General features: G+C 66.5%; 9 protein-coding genes and 2 pseudogenes. 7 read left to right on the top strand and 4 right to left on the bottom strand.

Features of this window, described 5'->3' with window-relative positions:
- The first annotated feature begins 216 nt into the window (after positions 1-216).
- From ACQP1P_RS35410 to ACQP1P_RS35400, 3 genes are all read left to right on the top strand, one after another.
- Positions 217-6,591 carry an RHS repeat-associated core domain-containing protein gene (locus ACQP1P_RS35410; RefSeq protein ID WP_433077762.1) on the top strand — a complete coding sequence of 2,125 codons (6,375 nt, stop codon included), beginning with the start codon at positions 217-219 and terminating at the stop codon, positions 6,589-6,591.
- 55 nt (positions 6,592-6,646) lie between these two features.
- Complete coding sequence (locus ACQP1P_RS35405) at positions 6,647-7,546, top strand: hypothetical protein (protein WP_433077760.1); 900 nt, start codon at positions 6,647-6,649, stop codon at positions 7,544-7,546.
- Positions 7,547-7,716: 170 nt separating this feature from the next.
- On the top strand, positions 7,717-8,013 hold the full coding sequence (locus ACQP1P_RS35400) for a hypothetical protein (RefSeq protein ID WP_433077759.1): 297 nt from the start codon (positions 7,717-7,719) through the stop codon (positions 8,011-8,013).
- 265 nt (positions 8,014-8,278) lie between these two features.
- On the opposite strand, the pseudogene ACQP1P_RS35395 reads toward ACQP1P_RS35400, so the two are convergent.
- Positions 8,279-8,688, bottom strand: a pseudogene (locus ACQP1P_RS35395) (IS701 family transposase); the annotation flags it as partial.
- Between the two features lie 87 nt (positions 8,689-8,775).
- Here ACQP1P_RS35395 and ACQP1P_RS35390 point away from each other — a divergent pair.
- Positions 8,776-9,087: a transposase gene (locus ACQP1P_RS35390; protein ID WP_433077757.1), complete on the top strand. Its 312-nt coding sequence runs from the start codon at positions 8,776-8,778 to the stop codon at positions 9,085-9,087.
- Complete coding sequence (locus tag ACQP1P_RS35385) at positions 9,084-9,998, top strand: IS3 family transposase (RefSeq protein WP_433077755.1); 915 nt, start codon at positions 9,084-9,086, stop codon at positions 9,996-9,998. Before ACQP1P_RS35390 ends, ACQP1P_RS35385 begins: the two co-directional genes overlap by 4 nt.
- A gap of 27 nt (positions 9,999-10,025) precedes the next feature.
- On the opposite strand, the gene ACQP1P_RS35380 is transcribed toward ACQP1P_RS35385, so the two are convergent.
- Positions 10,026-15,893 (bottom strand): AAA family ATPase, encoded by a 5,868-nt coding sequence (locus tag ACQP1P_RS35380; protein WP_433077753.1) that lies wholly within the window; start codon positions 15,891-15,893, stop codon positions 10,026-10,028.
- Positions 15,894-16,278: 385 nt separating this feature from the next.
- On the opposite strand from ACQP1P_RS35380, the gene ACQP1P_RS35375 reads away from it, so the two are divergent.
- The gene (locus ACQP1P_RS35375; protein WP_433077751.1) at positions 16,279-17,466 is read left to right on the top strand and encodes an IS4 family transposase; all 1,188 of its coding nucleotides are present in this window, start codon (positions 16,279-16,281) and stop codon (positions 17,464-17,466) included.
- A 1,075-nt stretch (positions 17,467-18,541) separates the two neighbouring features.
- Complete coding sequence (locus ACQP1P_RS35370; protein ID WP_433077749.1) at positions 18,542-19,885, top strand: IS701 family transposase; 1,344 nt, start codon at positions 18,542-18,544, stop codon at positions 19,883-19,885.
- A 304-nt stretch (positions 19,886-20,189) separates the two neighbouring features.
- Here ACQP1P_RS35370 and ACQP1P_RS35365 read toward each other — a convergent pair.
- A pseudogene (locus tag ACQP1P_RS35365) lies at positions 20,190-21,026 on the bottom strand (transposase); the annotation flags it as partial.
- Positions 21,027-21,702: 676 nt separating this feature from the next.
- The gene (locus tag ACQP1P_RS35360; protein ID WP_433077747.1) at positions 21,703-22,491 is read right to left on the bottom strand and encodes a restriction endonuclease; all 789 of its coding nucleotides are present in this window, start codon (positions 22,489-22,491) and stop codon (positions 21,703-21,705) included.
- Between the last annotated feature and the right edge of the window lie 214 nt (positions 22,492-22,705).

Raw genomic sequence — 22,705 nt, 5'->3', positions numbered from 1 at the left:
CTCCGGACTTACCTACCTAACTCCTAGCCAGCGCCATGCCGACGCTAAGTAGCTTTGCGATGTGATGGTCATCACTGAAGTGGGGTGCGTGCTGCCGGAATGGTCGCGGAAGCTGGAGATTCCGGTTACCGATTGCGATGTAACTATCAGCTTCTTCCCAGCAACGGTGCTGATCTATACCGTGTCTCCTTGCATGATCGGCACGGGGAGGTTTGCATGCTGCGTCGGCGCGGCGGTTTGGGTGTTCGTCTGGTTCGGCAGGGTCGTGGCCGGTTGGGGTTGGCCTTCGGTCTGGTGCTGGCGGTGTCGGCGGGAGTGCTAGTGGCTCCCCCGTACGCCGCGGCTGTGCCCGTACCGGTGGCGTTGCAGCCGGATCGGCCGGCGGAGGCGTCGGTGCCGGTGAAGGGCGTGTCGGGTCAAACGGTGCCGTTGCCGGAGTCCGATCGGGTGGTGCAGGCGTCGCCCGCTGCGGCGGTGTGGCCCGCGGGAGGTACGGCCTCGATCGCGGTCGACACCGCCAGTCTCGGCGCGACTCGTTCTGCGGTGACGGCGAAGACTGCCGGTGCTGGCGCTGGCCGTGCTGGTGGGCTTGCGGTGCGGGTGCGTAAGCAAGGCATTGATCCGGCGGATCCGCTGGCGGATCCGAAGGCGGAGGCGCGGCTGCAGACGGTGAAGGGTCCGTCGACGGTGCGGTTGTCGGTGGCGGATCGGGCGGTCACGGACAAGGCACATGTGCAGGGTGCGCTGTTCACGCTGGTCCGCGACGACGGCCAGGCCGGTGTCGGTAAGGTGGCCCTCGACGTCGACTACTCGTCGTTCGCGAACGCGTACGGCGGCAACTATGGCGGCCGGCTTCGTCTGGTGCGGTTGCCCGAGTGTGTGTTGACAACGCCGGAGCGGGCCGAGTGTCAGGTGCAGACGCCGGTCGACGGGGCGGTCAACTCGGTCGCGTCGCAGGTGGTGTCGTTCGATGCGGTGAACGTCGCCGATAGCACCGGAAAAGTCTTCGCAGCCGGTGGGAAAGCGGACGCCGTGATGGCTGCGGGTGGTGCTGCTGGCTCGACGCCGCTGTCATCGACGAGGACGTCGGCGTCGACGACAACGACAGGTTCGACGCCGCTGACGGCGGCGCCCGGCGGTCAGGTTGTATATGCGCTCAGCGCCTCCCCGTCCAGTTCTGGCGGGGACTACTCGCACACGTCACTGAACGAAACCTCCAGTTGGGCCGCAGGTACGCAGGGCGGTGAGCTCAGCTATTCGGTGCCGTTGACGATGCCGCCCGGACTGGGCGGTCCGGTGCCGGATGTGACGTTCCAGTACTCCTCGACGAGCGTGGACGGTCTGACGGTGGCGAAGAACGCCCAGTCGTCGTGGATCGGTGAGGGATGGGACTACTCCCCGGGGTACATCGAGCAGTCGTACCGTTCGTGCAAGGACGACCAGTGGACGAACGACGATCTGTGCTGGTTCTCCGATCGGGCGATGACCATGTCCTTCGGCGGTCGGTCCGGGCGGCTGGTCAAGGACGACGCGTCCGGTGCCTGGCATCTGGAGTCCGACGATGGGTCGCGTCTGGAGTTTCTGAACGACAACAGTAAAGGTAACGGGGACTGGTTCGGCCGGTACTGGAAGCTGACCGCGCAGGACGGCACGCAGTACTTCTTCGGCATGAATAAGCGCTATCCGGGCGACACGCAGTCGACGAACAGCGCCCAGAACGTGTTGGTGTACAGCAACCATGCCGGTGAGCCGTGTAAGAACAACACGCACGACTATTGGTCCGGCTGCGACATGACGTACCGCTGGAACCTCGACTACGTCGTGGACCCCCGCGGCAACACGATGACGTACTTCTACACCAAGTTCCAGGGCAAGTACGGCAACTGGAACGGCACCGACACCCACGTCTACGACATCACCGCCACGCTGGACCACATCGACTACGGCACCCGGGCGGGGAGTGAGGCGAGTTCGAACGCGCCGATGCAGGTGGTGTTCCGCAGCCTCGGGCGGTGCCTGACCGAGCCGTGCATGGATCATCCGGAGAACTGGCTGGACACGCCGTGGGACCAGCACTGCCCGCTGGACCGCACGTCGTGCACGCAGAGAACGCCGACCTTCTGGACCCCGTACCTGCTGGACAACGTCACGACCAGGGTGTGGTCGCCGTCCGCGAACAGCTACCAGAACGCCGACGTGTGGACGCTGCAGCATGCGTTCCCGTCCTCGGGCGAGACGAACGTGTCACCGTCGCTGTGGTTCGACTTCATCTATCGCACGGGCTACAACGGTGCCAACAGCTTGAGCACGCCGCGGATGCATTTCGGCGGCGACCGGTTCCCGAACCTGGTGACCAACGTCGGCCCGTACTACAACCACTTCCGGCTGAGCTACATCGAGACCGGCACCGGGCACATCACCACCGCGGCGTACTCGTCGCCAGAGTGCACCATCGCCAACGTCAACGGTGTGCCGTGGGATCAGTTCCCGCTGCGTTGTTATCCCCAGTGGAACGGCGGCGGATGGAACTACTACCACAAGTATGTTGTCACGAAGGTCACCGACTTCGACTCGTTGGCCGGGTCGCCGAACGTGGAGACCAGCTACGCCTACAGCACCGCCGGGTCGAGCACGAACACGCTGTGGCACTACAGCGGCGACGAGGCAGCCACCAATGCGCACCGCTCGTTCACCGACTTCGCCGGCTACAGCACCGTGACCACGACCGTCGGCGCCGCCGGTGGCCAGCAGTCGGTGTCGAAGAAGCTGTACTACCGCGGCCTGACCGGCGACTACACCGCCAGCGGCATCAACACCCGCCAGGCCACCATCACCGACTCGGTCAACGGCCCGGTCAACGACGCCGACGGCCTGCGCGGCACCCTCCGCGAGGAGCAAACCCTCGACGGCACCGCCGTGCTCAGTAAGACCATCCACCAGCCATGGCAGTCCGCCACCGGCTCCCGCAACACCGGCACCAACATCGGCACCATCTCCTCCCGATACAACCGCGAGGCGCAGACCGACGTTGGCACCTGGCTGCCGGTGAGCAGCAGCTGGCGGTGGAACCGGGCTACCCACACCTACAACTCGTACGGGCTGGAAGCCACGGTCAAGGACGACGGCGACCCCGGCACCACGACCGATGACGTGTGCACCACCAACACCTACGCCACGCCTGACACCACCAAGTGGATGATCGACTACCCGGTGCAGTCGGTGAGCACGACCTGCGCTGCCGTACCGACCGCCGCTGACTATCTGGCCGGCACCCAGACGTTCTACGACGCGACCACCACGGTCGGGGCCACGCCCACCAAGGGCCTGACGACGATGACCAAGAAACTCAGCGCGGTCAACGGCACAACGCTGACCTGGGTCCAGGCCAGCCGGGCCGGCTACGACAGCTACGGACGCCAGACCGACAGCTACGACGCGCTGGACAAGCACTCCTCCACCGCCTACAGCCCGGCGTCAGGCGCCGCCGTCACCGCTACAACCGAAACCAATCCGCTCGGTCATGCCACCGTCACAACACTGAACCCCCTGCGCGGTCTGGCGGTCCAGGTGGTGGACCCGAACACCAAGACCACCACGGTCGAGTATGACCTGCTGGGCCGGCTGACCCGAGTCTTCCGCCAGCACACCGCGGCGAACGGCCCCACCACCACCCTGCCGGACATCGAATACGCCTACACCCTGCGCTCCACCGGCGGCCCGAACACCGTCACCACGAAGAAGCTGGCGGCCAACGGTAACCAGGTCGTCAGTTATGAGCTCTACGACGGGCTGATGCGGCTGCGCCAGACCCAAGCCCCTGGCCCGCAGGCCAACGGCGGGCGGGTCATCACCGACACCGCCTACGACGGCCGCGGACTGGTCGCCAAAACGTCGACGTTCTGGAACAATGCCGCACCCACCGACAGCGTCGCCGGGTTCAACGACATCGATGTTCTGACCCAGCACCGCTTCACCTACGACAACCTCGGCCGGCAGACGGTCGACGCACTGTGGTCGGCAAACGCGCTGAAGTGGCAGACCACGACGCTGTATCAGGGCGACCGGGTCGCGACCACCCCGCCGACCGGCGGCACCACCACGCAGACGATGCTGGACGTGCGCGGCAGGACCACTGAGCTGCGCCAGTTCGCCACCACCAACCTGGCCGGCTCGTTCACCAAGACTACCTACACCTACGACCGGCTCGGACGGCTAACCGCCACCACCGACCCAGCCGGGAACAGCTGGACCAACCACTACGACCTGCGCGGCCGGGTCGACTCGACCAGCGACCCCGACAAGGGCTCCACCACCGCCATCTACGACGACGCCGACCGGCTCACAAGAACCACTGACGCCCGCAGCATCAGTCTCACCGCCACCTACGACGATCTCGGTCGCCGCACCGCCGTCTACGACGGCACGGACACGACCGGGTTCAAACGCACCCAGTGGATCTACGACACCATCGCCAAGGGCCAGCTCACCTCGGCCACCCGCTACGTCGGCCAGGACGCCTTCACCACCACGGTCACCGGCTATGACGACGCCTACCGGCCCCTGGGCAACACCACCCTCATCCCGTCCAGCCAGAGCATCGTCGGCCTGCCGTCGGGCAGCTACACCACGACCACCTCCTACAACCTCGACGGATCCGTCGCCACGGTCGGCTATCCGACCGCCGGTGACCTGCCCGCCGAGACGGTCAGCACTACCTACGACAACACCGGCCTGCCGTTGACCCGGACCAGCGCGGCGAACACCTACGTTGCCGGCACTAGCTACTACAACCTCGGCGGCCTCTACCAACAGATCCTCGGCGCCACCGGTAAACGGGTCCGGCAGACCACCACTACCGACCAGGCCACCGGCCGGCTCGTCACCGCAGCGACCGACACCGAGAACCAGACCACCCCAAACACCTGGGTCGGGAAACTCACCGAGAACTACGGCTACGACCAGGCCGGCAACGTCACCAACATCAACGAGACCAGCGCCGGCGCCACGGTGTCCAACCAGTGCTTCAGCTACGACAACCTGCGCCAGCTCACCGAGGCCTGGACCACCACGACCGCCACCTGCCAAACCACCCCGACCCTTACCACGGTCGGCGGCCCCGACCCCTACTGGACCACCTACAGCTACAACAACCCGAGCGGCAACCGCACCAGCGAAGTCCGTCACGCCCTGACTGGCACCGACACCACCCGCAACTACATTTACCCGGACACCGGCCAGCGCCACACCCTCAGCAAAGTCACCACCAGCGGCGCCACCACCGGCACCGACACCTTCCAATACGACGCAGCTGGCAACACCACCACCCGCAATCTCAGCGGAAAGCCCGGCCAGACCCTCACCTGGGACAACGAAGGGCATCTAGCCACAATCGCCGATACGTCCGGTACCACCAGCTACATCTACGACGCCGACGGCAACCGGCTCGTCGCTAAGGACCCGGCCGGCGTCACCGTCTACCTCGGCGCCTTCGAACTGCGCCGCGTCGGCTCGAACACCACCTGCACCCGCTACGTCGGCAGCGCCACCCGAACCGCCAGCGGAACCGCCTGGATTCTCAGCGACCCGCACGGCACCGGCCAGCTCGCCATCAACGCGGCGAGCCTGACCGTAACCCGCCGCAAGACCGACCCGTTCGGCAACCCCCGCGGCGCCGACCCCACCTGGCCCAACCCGCACGGATTCGTCAACGGTATTCGAGACAACACCGGCCTTACCCACCTGGGCGCCCGCGAGTACGACCCAGCAACCGGCCGGTTCATCTCCGACGACTCCGTCACCAACACCCAGGATCCCCTACAGATCAACGGATTCGCGTACGCCGACAACAGCCCGCTGCGGCTCAGCGACCCGAGCGGCACCGAGCCGCGACCCTGGCATAATCCCAACTACGATCCGTCGACCTGCGCTAACAGCACCAGCTACGAGTGTCACCCCGCGGACGATGTGAAGACGAATGGCGGGACGCCGTGCAAGAACCGCGGAAAACAGATCAACTGTAAGCTGACGAGCGACGAGAAAGCTCTTTTGGACAAGGTTAACAAGCTGGAAAGCGAGGCCTTGAAGGACTGTCATCTTTTCTGTGCCACATTCTGGCTGGCGGGAAGGGTAAATCCCGGCGAGATGGCTTGGTGTGCACACGTGGGACTGTCCGAATGCTGGAATGCGATGAACCAGGCCCGTCAGGCCGAGGCTGCTGCCAACGCGGAGTACCCCGGCGGAAATGCCGAAGGTGCGTCGCCCGAGTTGAGGCGGAAATGGAATGCCTTCCATCATGCGTATTGGTTTGGACTGATGGGCATGTCCGGAGATGTGTCCAGGGATGATGCACTGGTGTTGGGTATGGCGCACGAGCAGGGTGCCTACCTGCAGCGAATTCACGACAAGGATATGAGCAATCCGAACATTGACGTTGGAGAGCAGGACTCCAGGGCGGACATGTTCAACAATGCTCTCGGCTGGGACACGGGTCACAAGGTTGCCGAAAAGTCGGGATCTGAGTCGTACGTGGACCTGCGGGCGCAGATCAGAGCCAAGGTTGAAGCCGGTGAATTGGCTACATATGGCTCGTAGAAGTCGCCAAGCGCTCACCAGCCCCGGCGACGGGGCTGGTAGTGCAGTTCGCCGGGTGATGATCGTTCTGCTGGCGATTGTCGGCGCTACGGCCGTTGCCGGATGTTCCAATGCGGGGCTGGGGGAGGTGCTGGCGTCGTCGAAGACCTTGGCGTATGGATCCCCGGTTTGGATCGGTGACGCCATCTACTTCCTTCAGTACAGTGCGAACGATTCCAGCGGCGGTGTGTCGGCGATGAAGATGCGCCCGGGTGAACCGGCTGAAGCGGTCACCGTTCAATCGCCCGACTGCCGTCGTCCTGCCGAGGAGCGTCCTTCGATCAATGCTCTTGTGGCGATGAGCGATCACGAGCTTGGGCTAGTGATGTCCTGCGGCAATTCCCTGGAACCGAATCGGTCGGCATTCGTCCGCAAGGACATCCGCGGCAAGGAGCAGACGACCGTCACGCCCATCGACTTCGGCGGTTGGGGGGCGGCCTGGTCCGCGTCCTCGGACTCGGTGTACTCGCGAGTTGAATCCTGTCCGTCGCAAGGGATGAAGGCGGTCGGGAAGACGAGCTCCGAATGCGTCGGCGGCGCCGATGTACGGTTCCCGGCGGTCACCGAAAGCGGGACGCTGTTCTTTCTGGCCAACCAGTGCGGGACGGAAAGGGCCGGCCCGCCGACCACGTACGCCGTCTGCCGCTACGACGGCGCGGGGCGCATCACGAGCCTCGCGCTGGGTGTGCGCGATCCCTGGGCCCTGACCGTGAGCGGTGACCGCATCGTCGTCGCCGGCAAGGTCAACGGGAGTTCGGGCCTGTGGTCGCTGGAAGACGGACTGTTCCGGAGCCTGGCGAAGGGCGACTACCGCGGCGGCGCTTTCACGCCGGACGGAAAAAGGCTGGCGGCGACACTGCGAGATGACGGATGGTTCTCCACGCGTTGGTCCCTGCGATTGATCTCCGTTCCATAGCGTTGAGCGGACCCGGTGCACGAGACAGTCCAAGCCGGTGCAGGGCGCGGAACCAGCTCAGCACGGCTGCGACGAGGGCCAGCCGCGGGGTGTTGCAGTCCGGCCCCGCTATCCCGGACCCGATGGTGCGCCGGGCTTCGGCCGGGCTGAGTCCGTGCTGACCGGACGGTGTGCTCGTCCAGGTCGCTGTGGGTGGCGAGCTGGACGAGCCGGAACGCGGCCAGATGCAGGGCGCTGTTGCGGCCGCCAGCGACGCGGCGCCCGCCGTGCATGACAGGTCGGGGTGCAACGCGGATGCGGGCGACCTCGCCGTGCAGTGCGGCCGCGGCGTATCGGTCGAGGTCGGTGAGCCGCGTCTGGTGGTGGGCGTCGGCGCCGATGGTGGAGTGACGATGGCGCGTAGCGCGGGCGGGCAGTCCGGCAGCAGCGAGTCGGTGATCCACGGGGGCTGGAAGGACCAGCGGTAGCCGCAGCCCGTGCCCGGTCCTTCCTTGCGCTGAATGCAAGGTCAATCGGGACGGAAGCCGCGGCGCTTAGTACTCCAGCCGCACTTCCAGTAGGCCGAGTCTTCGCTGGTAGTGGCTGGTTCGGGCTCTGAACTGGTGGCGGCGGCGCCATCGTGACCATCGATCGATATGATCAAGGGGTCGGATGATGGTGATCAGGTGTGCCAGGAGACGTCGGACCTCGCCGAGGGTGAGGCGGATGAGGCCGTCTCGTCTGGTTCGTAGCCCCCTTTTCGGCCTGTGACGCGGTGGTGGCGAGGAAGGCGTGGGCCACCATAACGAGTGTGTTATGTGGCGGTACCAGGCGTCGTAGCGGCGGACCTGGTAGTGGTCCAGGCCTACCTCGTTCTTCGATGTCTGGAAGCATTCCTCGATCGCCCACCGGGTGCCGGCGACGCGGATGAGTTCCTCGTCGGTGGTGTCCTTCGGTCCGTAGCACAGGTAGTAGGCCAGTTCGGTGGGCTTGGTCACGCTGCGGCGGATGAGCAGCCAGCGGGTGTGGCCGTGTTCAGCGGTGCCGGTGTCGGGCAGGGTGGCGACCGCCCAGTCATAGACGCGCGGGCCTTTGACCCCGTCGCCGCAGCTGCGGCGTTTCCAGGCTAGAGCGGGTGCCGCGGCGGCCAGGGCGTCGGCGCGGGCGCTTCCGCGTTCGGTCGGGCTGAGCCACCCCCGCTTTCATGGAGCTTCTTGATCATGGTCTGATGGCCGTGGGGAGGAAGATCCGTGGCACCACCGAAGAAGTACCCCGACGAGCTGCGAGCGCGTGCCGTGCGCTTGTATCGCGAGTCGGACCCGAAGCCGGTGATCCGCCGGCTGGCGGAGCAGCTCGGCGTGCATCACGAGGCGTTGCGCAACTGGATCCGCCAGGCCGAGGCCGATGCGGGTGAGCGGGCTGACCGGCCGTCCACCGACCTGGTGGAGGAGAACCGCAGGTTGCTGCGGGAGAACGCTGAGCTGCGGCGGGCGAACGAGATCCTGAAGGCGGCGAGCGCGTATTTCGCCTCGGAGCTCGACCCGACCCGGCGACGGTCATGACGTTCATCGACGAACACTCGGACCGCTTCGCGGTCGCGCTCCTGTTACGGGTCCTGCAGATTCCGACCTCAACCTACTACGCCTGGCTGCGCCAAGCCGAGCAGCCGTGCGACCGGGACCTGGTCGACCGCGGGCTGCTGTCCAACATCTACGACATCTGGACCGCCTCGGGCCGCACCTACGGCGCGGACCGGGTCCACCGGCAGCTGCGCCGTGACGGCATCCACGTCGGCCGCAAACGCGTCGAGCGGCTGATGGCCGGCCAGGGCTGGCAGGGTGCGTTCCTGCGCCGCGGCTGGCGCGGCGGCTCAACCGTCCAGGACCCGAACGCGACGCCGGCGCCCGATCTGGTCAACCGCCGGTTCACGGCGGCCGGCCCGAACCGGCTGTGGGTCGCCGACGCCACCCGCATCCGCTGCGGCGAGGGCGCGTTCTGGCTCGCCGCGGTCCGGGACGCGTTCTCCAGCCGCATCGTCGGGTGGAAGGCCGGCGACCGCTGCGACACCGACCTGATCCTCGGCGCCCTCGAGTACGGCATCTGGACCCGCGACGTCCGCGACGGCCAACTGATCCACCACTCGGACAGGGGCTCGAACTACACGTCCTTCCGCTTCACGCAACGCCTGTCCGACAACGGGATCCTGCCCTCGATGGGTTCCGTCGGCGACTCGTACGACAACGCGCTGATGGAGAACTTCTGGTCCACCCTGAAGATCGAGCTCGTCTACCGCACCTCGTGGCGCACCCGCGACCAAGCCGACAACGCGATCTTCGAATACATCGACGGGTGGTACAACTCCCGCCGCATCCAACGCGACCTCGGCTACCGCAGCCCAGACGAATACGAGACCGCCTGGCACGCCCAGACCGAGCCAGATAACCTCACCCCTGCCCCGACCGGAGGCAGGTAACCACCGCTCCATCAAAGCGGGGGAAGCTCATAGTGCCGATACCACGGACGGGTCCTGCGGCCGTGCCGCGCCACTGGCGTGCACCCGAATCGATTCCCAGACATGATTGCCGGAGCCGGGCGGCGGCGGCAGCGACGGCCGTGGCTGGCGCGTGGCCTCGATGGACAGCGCCCACAACGGGTCGTCGATGAGAGTCTCGGCGAGCCGGCTCTCCCAAGCGTCCGGATCGCCGATCGGTTGCCCGTTGGCCAAGCACGCGGCGCGGCCCCCAGAGCCAGCCCGCTGCAAAGCATCCTCGACGGCCTCATCGATGGCGAGGTATGCATCGGGTTCCAGTCTTTGCTCCGTACCCCTGAGCGCCTGGAGCTGGGAGCGCATGCGCCGTCGGAAGCTTTCGCTAGAAACGGCAGATGCTAACCGTCGTCGAGTAGCGTCGAGGAGGCCGGGCAACACGTCTTCGGCCTCGCTGAGGCGGGCGCCCGCGGTCTCCTCTATGACCTCGGTTAGCTTCTCTTCATCTTCGTCAACGATCTCGCTGTCGGGTGTCCAGAGCTCTCTGGCGTTGGAGCGGAGCAGCGCGTCGTCCGGCTTCACGATCGGTAGGTGAGGGCGCGTGTCGGCGTCTAGCAGTTGGCGAGCTATAGCGCGAACAGTTACGTGTGGGCTTGCCGCCAGGCCAATAATTCCGGTTTGGCATCTCTCGAGAATGGGATCGGCCGTGTCTCCGGCGTGCTGAAGCAGGGACAGCAGCCACGTCAGGGTGCCCGGGTCGCTGAACGCTGGCAGCATTCTTTCGAACGCAGACGCCGCCGCGTCAGGGTGGCTACTGATCAACTGTTGTACTGCGAGCAGGGAGCGTCGCTTGTTCTCCCTGCCGGGATCAGCTGCGCCAGCCAGAGTCGCTGTGGCCATCGCGGCGTCCAGGTCGCCAACGATGTCCGTGCCCGGGTCTGGATCAGGTGCGCTATACGGCTCATCCGGGTCGTCGTATGGGTGTACGCGTGGAGCACGTTCGGCTATGACAAGAGCCGCCTGGTCCCAACAAGCAAAGGCGACGCCTGCCGCAGGAGAGGCGGTTGCAAGCTCGTCAACAACCGCGAAGGCATAGATCAGAGCCTGGGTGATCCCATAGGTGCCTCCTCGGCCACCAGCAACCGCGCGCTGAACCTCGTCGGCGATGATGCTGCGGGCAGTTTCGGCGTCAAGGGAAACTGCCCGACGTAGAGACTCGATGCGGTTCTGCGAACCGAACTGCCGCCAGCCACCGCCGCCGCGCGCACGGGTCCAGGCAAGTGTGTGAGCCACTGCTGCAAGTCGTGGCTGCTGATGCCATTCAAGGCCGTCAGCGAGAACGGGCAGTAGGCCCTCAAGGTCACCGAAGGTCGCGGCGTCGGCCACTGCACGCAAGCTTGCCTCGGCATCGCTCTCACGTTCGTCCTGAACGAGCTCGATCAGCCGATAGCCGATGATGTTGGCGAACCGCGCGACGGACCATTCAGGTTCTGTCGTGTCGTATGGCCGGCCACGCCATGCACGAGTTGCTTGCGCCAAGCCTGCGGCTTGGCTGGGAAAAAGCCTAGGTGACCGGTTGGTGATTCGATCTGAAGCCGGAGGCGCCTCCCCGCGCCGGGGCCAGCGTGGGGACTCCGTCGACTGGTCGCTGTTCGAGCTGGCATTCGGGATCGCCAGAAGGTGGGGAGCGGCGTCTCCTACTGCCGCGTTGATTGCTTTGACGAGCTGGGCGTCACGTTCGAGCAAGCTCCGGCTGTCAGAACTGGGGTAGCGAGATGCTCGTTCTTCCGCCTGGGTGAGCAGAAGTGTGGGGAGGATGCTGGCCCTCGCCGGGGCCTGAACGAGACGCTCCAGCGCTTTGGCGTCGGCCGGGTCGAGTGGCACGTCGAGGCTGAGTCGCAGCAGACCGGCAACGACGGGATCGGCCCGATGGTGCCAGGTCTGCCAGAGATAGCGCCGAGCGTCGTGGAGAAGCCTATTCGGCAGGTTGCAACTGGAAACCAGTGAGGTCCCGGCCAGTCGTGCGAGCGCATCAGGGTCGGCCTGTGCGAGAAGCTGCCACCACCGGGCCGGGGCGTGGCGGGTCTCTCTGCCGTCGGTGTGCGACGGGATCCGTTCGCAGAGCGGCTGCAGCGCCGCGAGGCGTTGGCGGCCCTGTTCAGGATCGGTGGCGATGAGCGTCGGGAGCGGCTCAAGCAACTCGTAGATGGTGACGTCTTTGTGGAATCCGTAGGCGCTGAACAACCGACCGGCATCGGTCCACCAGCGAGCCGCGTCGGCTGTGTTGCCGGTGCGAATGGCGAACCGGGCTGCAACAAGTCGGTAGGTGGCGAGGTCGGCGTAGAACCTGCCCGCCGCGTCCTGTTCGACCATCCGCTCGATGAGTTGTTGGGTTGCCGGAAACCGGGCGGGGCTGCTTGACGCGTCGACCGCGAGGGCCAGAAGCGAGTCGGCTGGCAAGGGGCCACCGAGTTCGCCCTGCAAGGTCGTGGTGATCTTCTCGCAAATGTGCTCAAGGATCTGCAGGGTGTCCGGCCACGCATCGTCATCTACCAGGGCAACAGCGCGGCGAATCGTGCTGTCGATCTGAGGGTGGATCGGATAGAGGTCACAGGCGCGAGGGTCGCCCGCGAATGGGTTGAGGTCGCCGGTCAGCAGCCGCAGTGCGTCCAGCGCCGCAGTCGCCCGGCCATCGGCTGCGGCGGTCTCGGCTCGGACAAGGGCGATAACGAAACGAAGCCAACACGGATACCACCCAGGGCCGGTCACCAGTGCCTCAGCGGCGTTCAGCCCTAACGCGTCGTCTTGGCGTGCTGCGATGGCGCACGCATCCAGCCATTGTCCGGCAAGCCCGGTCTCCCAGCGTACTGATCGGCCTTGCATCTGGCGGGTGAGCCCAAGCAGCCGGTCACGTTGCGCCGCCGGAGACTCGGTGTGCACTGACTCGAAAGGGACACCGAGTTGGAGCAGAGTGTGAATGGTGCCTGCGGACACGCCGTGGGAGGCTGCGGCCACCGCTAGCTGCTGCGCCTCGTCGTTGGGGCCGTCGGCTGAGGTGCTGAGCTTCACGGCGAGCGCGAGTTCGAGCGGTCCAGGATTGCGCATCTTGCTCAGGACGGCGATCGTGGCAGGAATGCCTCGGGTGTCCACCAAGGCGTCCACCGTCTCGGTGACGGGCAGGGGACGTCGGTCCAGAAACCGGGCAAGGCGGTCGACGTTGATCGGATCTGCTACATCGGTGATCGGTGGGTCCCCGGAGGGTTCTTCGTCATCGGCTGCGGTGGCGGCCATCGGCGAAGGCGCAACATCGGCAGCGTGCCCTTGCGAGTTTTGGTTTACCGGCACGGTTGCTGCCGACAGACGCAGGCGGCCACGTAGCCAGGCGACTTCGACCTCCTGCTCGGACTCGCGTCCCCAGGCTGTGTTTTCTGAGGATCGTTCGCGATGGTATGCCGTCATGTACTCGCGCCAGGGAGCCACCGCGCCTTGGGCGTCTACCGCGGCACACAGCCGAAGGCCCGCCCTGCCGGAGACCACCGGCCGACCGTCGTACAGCAGTCTGGAGGCGAACATGTCTGCCCCTAGGACTGACATTGGAACATCGACGAAGCCAGGTAGTACGTTGTCGTACCGCTCCTGCTCGTAGGTTTCGGCTCCCCGCGCCAGTTCGACACAGCGGACGACTGCCGGCCAGTCGTCCATCCGGGCCGCACAGCCGATCGCGGTGATGAGGTTCTTCACAATCGCGGAAGCCGGATATGCCGCCGCGATCGACATGGCCAGGTAGGTGTGATCCACGAGTGCTAGGGCTTCGTGCTCTCGGCCGACGGAGGCCAGTGTCGGCAGCAGGTATCGGAAGGAGCGTTCCTCCTTGAAGAAGCCCTTGCCCTGCAGCCAGGCTACGACGAGTTCAAGGACCGCGGTCATAGCCGGGGGATCGTTGTCGAACGCCCGGCGCAGGAATCTCGCGAACGACTCGTGGTAGATGCGCATGCCGCCTTGGGTGGCGCGTTCGGCGAGCACTGGGCCGAGAACTCTCAGTGCGGCGTCTACTCGATGGCCTGAAGCAGGCGCGATCTCGCGCAGTTCGGCGCGTGTGACTGAGAAGTCGAGGACCGCCAGTACATCGGCTACCCAAGCGCCCTCGGACCCCAACGATCGGTACAGATGCTCGTAATAGCCGGCCAGCGCCTCGTCGAAGGGCGGCAACTCGCGGATTGCGGCGGCCGGATCCGTAAGGTTCTCCGTTCGCTGCAGGATTTCCCGGCAAAGGTAGGTTGCGTACAGTACATTGCCGTTCGAGCGGTCGGCCAGCGCGTCGACAAACTCATCGGCCTCTGCGGCAGTGACCACCGAAGGCCGGTGTTCCTCATCCGACCGGGGCGCGGCCGCGATCAGACTCAGTCGCTGCGCCAGCGACCCGACCTCGAGCCGGCTCAACGCAGGCACCGTCATCGAGACCGCACCAACGTCATGGAATGGTTGCAGATGATCGCCAGGTTGACTCAGAACGATCAGCACACTGCCTAACGGAAGGTCTAGAGCGGCCAGTTCCTCGGCTAGCGTCCGTGACGGATCAGAACCGCGAGTTCCTGGCTGTACGCGGGATACATGATCGATGCCGTCGACGATCAAGGCCACAGGGCGGGCCGGGGCGGCAGTGAGCGCCTGCTGAACCGCGGCCTCGATCGCTTCGTGATTGGCCGCGAACCGGGGACGCTGATCCTTGACCAGTGCGGGATCAACGGTCGCCAGCCGCCCGAGCAGGCTCCCGAAAATCGTCTCGGCATAGACGCGAGCATCACGATCCTCGTCGGCGTCGCCGAGGTAGCAGTAGTGCTCCGCGATGAGCCATCGGGACGTTTCAAGATGCTCGATCATTTGCTGGCACGCCCAAGACTTACCCTGCCCAGGCGGACCAGTGACCAGCAACGGAACCCCCGCCGTGGCAGCTCCGCGGGCAGCCGTGACGAGCGCATCGATCGTGCCGTGCCTTTCGACCTCGACCGCCCGATCGACTGGGTGAGCCTTGGCAACCGCGCCGAAGTCGTGACGCAGCTGACTACGACGCATCAGTTCGTCAGCGGTAACCGTCAGTCGTCCCTGCCGTGCTGCGCGGGTCGTTCGGATAAGCGCCTCGGCAACATCAACGGGCAGACGACGAGCATTCGGATACTGGCCGGCTCCGATCTCGGAACGGACACGCTCAAGGAGCAGGTGCTCAGCCGGTCCCGGCGCAGTGAGGTCGGCAGAGGCAGAGGGCGCTTCCACCTCGATGACCAGGCGTTGGCACACCCACACCAGATCATCCCGAGTTGTCGACTGTCGCACAAAAGCGAAAAGGTCATCTACGCCGGACTGGTCATCGTCACCGTCCTGCCCCAGAGGCCACAATGCATCCGGATCGAATTGCATCCGCAGGGTGCCCATTCCCGCAACAAATGGGCCCGGATCCGCGGTCGCCGGGCCGAGGAACCGCAGCAGGGAAGGATCGTCGGGCCGGCGATCGCGTAGCACAACACGGAACGTGAAGCTATTAGCGTCAGCCCCCGCCCCGGTACGGTCGGCGAGAGCGGAAGCCACGAGCCGGTCCAGTTGGAGCCCCCGCTCGTCGCCCGTGAATGTCTCCAGCATCAGTGGCCGGTTGTCGTCGTCGGTGTGCTTAAACTGGACCCGCTCGCGCCACCCACTGGCGTCAACGACAGTAAGGTCGTCGAAACGGTCGCCCTTCGCTGCTTTCTTGTCGACTACGGCCTCCACCAGAACACTGAGCATTAGGTCGACCAGTCGCGTAGCCGACAACAGGTCCTGGTACTCGTATCCGCGGTGAGCCGCCTCGAACGCCATGATCAGTCGATTATCGCCGTCGGGCACCTGTTTCACAGCACCGACTCACCCGAACATGGAGTGGTCGTCGCTCCTGATCCGTCCCGTACTGCGTCGTGCTGAGGGGGTGGCTGCCATCGAACGTGGACTAGTCCCAACGCCGTTCAGTTAGGCGTGGGCGTGGCTGGTCAAGGGTGTGTTGATCGGGAGATGCAAGGCGGAGTTCCGGTATCAAGGTTTGTCACTCCAAGACAACCCAGAACCAGGAACTCCGCTTGGTGGATCAGATTGCCATAACCCGGACGGTCACGGTAGCTGCCGGGCCGTTCGCGGCGGGTCATCTCGGTGAGCTGACCCGCCTGATCCCGTTCGAGATGGTCGACGAGGTCCTCGCTGCGACCCGCCGCGCCCAGCAAGGCGTCCGGCTGCTCCGGCCCGGGTCGTGGTGTATCTGCTCCTGGCCGGCTGCCTGTTCGCCGATGTCGGCTACCAGCAGGTGTGGATGAAACTCGTCGCCGGGCTGCACCCACTGCCGGGCCGCGACCCGACCGGCAGCGCCCTGCGCCAGGCCCGTCAGCGCCTCGGCCCGGCCCCGTTGCGGGCGTTGTTCGACCTGCTGCGCGGCCCTGCCGTCACCAGCGCGGCTGCGGTGTGGTGGCGGGGCCTGCTGCCGGTCGTCGTCGACGGCACCGTGCTGACCGTCGCGGACTCGGCGGCCAACCTGCGCCGCTATGCCAAACAGCGTGGCAACAACGGCGGTTCCGGCTATCCCACGCTGCGGCTCAGCGCGCTGCTGGCCTGCGGCACCCGCTCGGTCCTCGACGCGGTGTTCGACCCGCTCAGCACCGGCGAGATCGCCCAGGCCGAACAGCTCACCCGCAGCCTGCGCGCCGGGATGCTGCTGCTGGGCGACCGCAACTACGCCAGCGCCGACCTGATCACCACGATCGCCGCGACCGGAGCCCATCTGCTGATCCGCTGCAAAACCAGCCGGAAACTGCCCCGCATCGGCCGCTGCCACGACGGATCCTGGCTCTCCAGGATCGGCACGCGACCGGTCCGCATCGTCGATGCCCGCATCAGCATCACCACCACACAGGGCCGGCACACCGGCGACTACCGGCTCATCACCACCCTGCTCGACGCCCGCCGCCACCCGGCCGGCGACCTCGCCCGGCTCTACCACCAGCGCTGGGAGATCGAGACCGCCTACCTCGAACTGAAATCCACCATCCTCGGCGGCCGGGTCCTGCGCGCCCGCACACCCGACGGCACCGACCAGGAAATCCACGCCCTCCTCGTCACCTACCAAATCCTGCGCACCGCCATGGTCGACGCCACCGACAGCCAGCCCGGTCTGGACCCGGACCGGGCCAGCTTCACCACCGCCCTGCACGCCGCCCGTGACCAGATCGTGCAGGCCGCCGGCGTCATCGCCGGCGCCGTCATCGACCTGGTCGGCGTCATCGGTGAACGCGTCCTGGCCAACCTGCTGCCCGACCGACGCATCCGGACCAAAACCCGGATGATCAAACGATCGAACTCCAAATACCAAGCCCGCGGACCCAACACCGATCGGCGCACCTACAACGCCACCACCAGCATCGACGTCATCACCGACGAACCTTGACAGGCCAGCCACCCACCTAACTGAACGGCATTGGGACTAGTCCTAGGACCGCGGTGTGTTCCTGGCGTGATCGGACGTAGCGCAACTGTCGAGCACAACCTGCACCAGACCAGCACGGACGCCTAGTGCTCACAAGTCCAGTGGTGCCGACGGCTAGCGAGATCGCGTGGACCTGGGGATACGCGCCACACCGTTCGAGTACGGAGCCCTTGCGAAACGACACGCTTTCATGAGAAGTTACAGCAGTAGGGGACTGCGCGGATCATCTGACTACGGATCGGATGCTTCAGTCGGCAGGCCGACGTAAAACCCGTTATCAATCGTCGCTGGCCCCGCGGAGCGCCCGCCGCGGTCGGCGTTGCGGCCGGCGCGGGTGCCATCGTGGGCCGATGCCGACGGGGTTCGACCTCGGGCACGTCGAGGAGCTGATCAGCGACCTCGACGATGCGGAACGGCAGCGCCTCGCGGGCGCGGCGGCCGCGGTGCGGGCGCGGCTGCTGACGCAGCGTTCCTTCAGTGCCGCTCCGGCCCGGCCGAGCGGGAGCGGCTGCTCGCGCTGCTGCCCGAACCGGGTCGCGGCACGCCCGGACGTAGGGACTCGACCGTGGTCCCGTCCGCGGAGGCCATGATCGAACGGCTCCAGGCCCAGGGGACGGTGCGGGTGCCGGACCCGCCGGCACCGGTGCGGGCGGCGTGGCGGCGGACGATCTACGCGGCGTCCAGCGCCGGCTCGTCCCGAACGGCCACGGCTGCGGCACCGCGGCCGTGACCGCGGCGACCTAGTCATCGAGCTCCACCCGGCGCCGGCTGCGCCGGTCCCGGACCCGGCCGACCGTGCCGGGTCCGGCCGAGGCCGACCCCCACGCATCCGCTGGTGCGGGCACTGCAGGCGGACCCGGCCGCGCTGGCGGTGTCCCCGGCGGCCCGTGCGCGGGCGCTCCGGCTCCTGCGGGCGCTGGCCGTGGCCGACGATCAGCGTGGGCGCACCCTCGACGTCGCTGCTGGGCCTAGTAGGGCTTTGTTATGTCGGCGTGTCGTGGGGTCATCGGGGTGTGGCAGGGAGTTTCATGTTTCGGTGACCCCGGATGAGCTTTCGGTTGCGCGGCAACGTCTTGAGGCGTTCGCGGCGGATGTGTTCGCGCCGCTGCTGCTGTCGGATCAGCGGGCGAAGGGGGTGACGTACCTGCGTGGGCTGTTGCTGGACGGGCGGCGCAAGTCGATGCAGCCGATGGCGGAGCGGCTGGGGGTGGATCATCAGGGGTTACAGCAGTTCGTGACGACGTCGACGTGGGACACGGCGGCGGTCCGGACGCGGCTGGCCGCCCGGGCGATCGGCCTTGTCCAGCCGATCGCGTGGGTGATCGACGACACCGGCTTCCCGAAGGACGGCACCGGCTCGCCGGGAGTGGCCCGGCAGTACTCCGGCACCCTGGGCAAGGTCGCCAACTGTCAGATCGGGGTGAGCGTCCACGCAGCCACCGACACCGCGTCGTGCCCCCTCGATTGGCGGTTGTTCCTGCCAGAGTCGTGGGATGTGGTCAAGGCCGGCCCAGCGGCGGTGAAAGCGGCCAAGGCCAAGCAGCGCAGAACGTTGAGCAACGCCCGGCGGGCTGCCGCACCAGCCGCACCGACCGGCACCAAGGTCGACGTGGAGGCGGTGACCGAGGCGGCGAGGCAGCGGCGGCGCAAGTCGGCAGTGCCCGAGGATGAGGGTCACCGTCCGAAGTGGACCCTCGCCGTCGAGATGCTCGACAGCCTCGCTGGGCGTGGGCGGCGGCCACCGCTCGTCGCGGCGGACTCCGGATACGGTGACAGCGGCCCGTTCCGGGCCGCCCTCGACGAACGCGGCATCGCCTACAGCGTCCAGATCAAGGGCGAAACCCTCGCCCTCGCCCACGCCGCCGCTGCCGCACCGGCGGTCCCCGCCTGGTCCGGCACCGGCCGCCCACCGACCCGTCCGGACTACCCCGACGACGCGATCAGCCTGGCCAGGCACGTCCTGACCGCCGGGCGTGCCGCAGCCGCCACCATCTCCTGGCGTGAAGGCAGCAAAGGCACCCTCACCTCCCAGTTCGTGATCCTGCACGTGCGGCCGGCAGGGCACCGCGTCCCCACCGCACCCGACGGCAGCCTGCCCGAGCGGTGGCTGATCGCCGAATGGCCCGACACCGAACCCGAACCCGTCACCTACTGGCTGAGCAGTCAACCCGTCGACACCAGCCACACCGACCTAATCCGCTACGCGAAGATCCGCTGGCGGATCGAACACGACTACCGCGAACTCAAAACCGGCCTCGGCCTCGACCACTTCGAAGGCCGCTCCTGGCTGGGCTGGCACCGCCACGTCACCCTCGTCACCGCCGCCCACCTCTTCATCACCATGCTCAGGCTCGACCCAAAAGCGGATGCGCCGGCCTGACCCTCTACAAGGTCATCCACGAGCTGCAACTCCTGCTCGCAACCTGGACCGGCGCATGCCCCACCTGCCACCAAACCGTGAAACCGTTACGCCGCAACAGACATCGACAAACCTAACAAAGCACTACTAGGTGGCTGGTGTTAAACGATGGTCTGGCCCGGAGGGCCAGGCCATCGTTGTCGTCTTGCGGGATGGGTTCGGTGGCGGTTGAGGTTGGGTCTGGTGCTTGAAGTTGTTGCTGGGACTGGTTTGTAGCCGCTGTTGGCTGTGTTTCGGGTGGGGTGGTTGGTGTCTGACGCCGGGTTCAGGCGGGGTGGAGGGTCCAGCTGTGGCCGGTGTGGGTGAGGCTGAGGGTGGCGAGTCTGGCGAGGTTGATCGCGGCGGCGAGGAGGTTGAAGTCGGCGGCGATGCGGAGGCGTCCGCGCATCCGGGCGCGTCGGCCGCCGTGGCGGCGGCGCATGAGGTGCGCGAGTTTGCGTTCGACTTTGGGTCGGGTGGCGCGATAGTCGGCCTTCCAGGCGGGGTCTTGTTGGCGGGTGCGGGCGGCGGTGAGGCGAGCCTCGTGGTGGCCGATGGTGATGCTGCGGCCGGTCTTGGACTCGGTGCACTGCCCGCGCAGTGGGCAGGCGGTGCAGGCGGCGCCGAAGTCGGCCTTTCCGGCGTGCCGAGCGTGGTCCTTGACCCGTCGGATGGGCACGACAGTCCCGTTGGGGCAGGTGACCTGCTGCTGATCGAGGTTGATGTCGAAGCGGTCTTTGGTGAACTTTCCGGTCGGTGCGACGGGCGTCTGAACCTTGGTCCTGGCCTTGATCCCGACGCTGTCGAGCAGTTGCAGGACCTCGCCGGCGCCGTAGGCGGAGTCGCCGTAGAGCACTGCAACGCCCTCCGTGGGGCCTTCCGCGGGGCCGGTGTTGGTGAGGTCGGTGATGAGGTCGGCGACGGGTTCGATGTCGCCGGTGTTGCCGGCGGTGACCGCGGTCGCTGTGACGATTTCGCTGTCGGGGTCGACGGCGATGTGGCCTCTGTAGCCGTCGAAGCCGCGGTGGTTGGTCTTATGCCCGTGCCGGGCCTCAGGGTCGACGGTAGAGATGACCCGGTCCGCGGCCACCCGCTGGGCGATCCGCAGCGTGCCGTCCGGTCCGGTTTCCAGGTCCGACGGTGGCACCGACCGGCGACCCACCACCGCGAACAGGTCGGCGAACATCCCGTCCGGGAACAACACATCCCGACGCTCATGCAGAAACGCGAAGATCGAGTTCGCCGGCAGCATCTCACCGCAGAACGCGGACACCGGATCAAGGAGGTCCAGCTGCTGCGAAGCCCTACCCAACGCCACCCCGACACACTACCCGAAATAGACACAAAACGATGTCCTGGCCCTCCGGGGCCAGGACATCGTTTAACACCAGTCACCTAGATCGCAGACCACGCCAGAGCGACGAGCGGAATTACGCAAAGAGCAGCGATCAACGCGAGCCACACGATCTTCGTGCGATCGCTCGTAGGCGGAGGATCTTGCAGGCGTACGCGGCTGAAGCGTGCATGCGTCCGGCGTTCCCGCTTGCCAATGACGACCAGTACCAGGTTGATCACTAAATTCCCTTACAGTTCGCGGTGAGCAAACCTCACCATGTCGTCGTAGCCGCCACCATCAGGCGTTAGGTCACAAGCCCAGAGGGCGGACCCGCCTCAAACGTCACGCGGCAAGCACTGCTCGGCAGTGGACATCTCGATCCGTTTTGGCGGGAGCACGGGGAGACCTGCGGCGACGTGCCAGTGCGGTAGTTGCTCCCGTCGCAAGCGCCATGGGGGTCGGCTTACAGGATCCGTCGTACTGCTTGTAGCGTGTCCCGGACCGCCTTGTGGAAGTCTTCCCTGCGACGGTCTGCGGGCGGCAGCACGTCGCCGCCATCAAGCGCCCGGCTGGCCCGGGAGAGCAGCTCAGCTGCCATTCCCGCCTTGCCGCGGACGGAGGCACGTCTAGACTGCGTGCGTTTGTGCATCAGCCCGGTCAACTCGTTGATCTCACTGCGTAGCTTGTCCAGCTCGCGGCGGTATCGGTCGGCACGGCGCCGCTCGAGCATCCCGAGCGGCTTGCCGCCGCTGGTGCTGCGAGGGGCCAGCACGTGAGCGGCACTGTTCAGCGCCACCACATTCCCGGCCAGGGTGTACGTGAACAGCGCCATGTTTGTGCCGTTCGCCCATTCCAGGGCCGGAGCGGTGTAGCCGGCCAGGCTGTAGAAGAACGGTTTGGCGGCCGCGGCCTGCGCCACCCCGAAGAGGTCGCGCAGCGGCGGCTGGCCGACTGGCTCTGTCCAGTGCTTGACCTGCGCCACGGCGCCCGTTGCCAGGACGTCCGCCCCGGCATCGGCGCCGGCGCCGGTCCGGCGGGCGTCGGCGAAGCCCAGCAACCGCAGGTGCCATACGGCGAGTGCTTCCGCCTGCTGCCAGCTCGTTGGTGACGGCCCACCATTGAAGGAGCTGGGCGTTCGGGCCGTACGAGGCGGCGTACTGGCGTTCGTCGGCGGTGGCGTCGCGCCGGTTGTGGTCGGGTGCGTTCCCGCCGGCGCAGCGTCGACGGCGAGTACGCCGAGCAGCCGGGTCATCGCCGCGTGCGGGACTTCGTCAATGTTTATGCGGGTTACCGATGCTCGCAGGCAGACGGAACCGCGCCCGGGCTTGCCGGAGTGCGGTTGAGTCGACTCCACGTGCACCCCCGCTACGGGGGCGTCAAGCAGACGGGCGCCGACGTTGGCACGAAGTCCGACGGAGACAACGAGTAGCCGATCGTCCGCCACAGCGATAGCCACCGCACCAGCG

The sequence above is a fragment of the Dactylosporangium sp. CA-052675 genome, from assembly GCF_050947935.1.
In the GTDB taxonomy this organism is placed as follows: Bacteria; Actinomycetota; Actinomycetes; order Mycobacteriales; family Micromonosporaceae; genus Dactylosporangium.
The sequence above is the reverse complement of the archived record's forward strand: the minus strand, read 5'-3'. Positions and strand labels throughout refer to the sequence as shown.

Bases quoted from the DNA above. Each gene is read 5' to 3' on its own strand.
- ACQP1P_RS35410 (WP_433077762.1), top strand. From the start codon at position 217: ATGCTGCGTCGGCGCGGCGGTTTGGGTGTTCGTCTGGTTCGGCAGGGT.
- ACQP1P_RS35385 (WP_433077755.1), top strand. From the start codon at position 9,084: ATGACGTTCATCGACGAACACTCGGACCGCTTCGCGGTCGCGCTCCTG.
- ACQP1P_RS35360 (WP_433077747.1), bottom strand. From the start codon at position 22,491: ATGACCCGGCTGCTCGGCGTACTCGCCGTCGACGCTGCGCCGGCGGGA.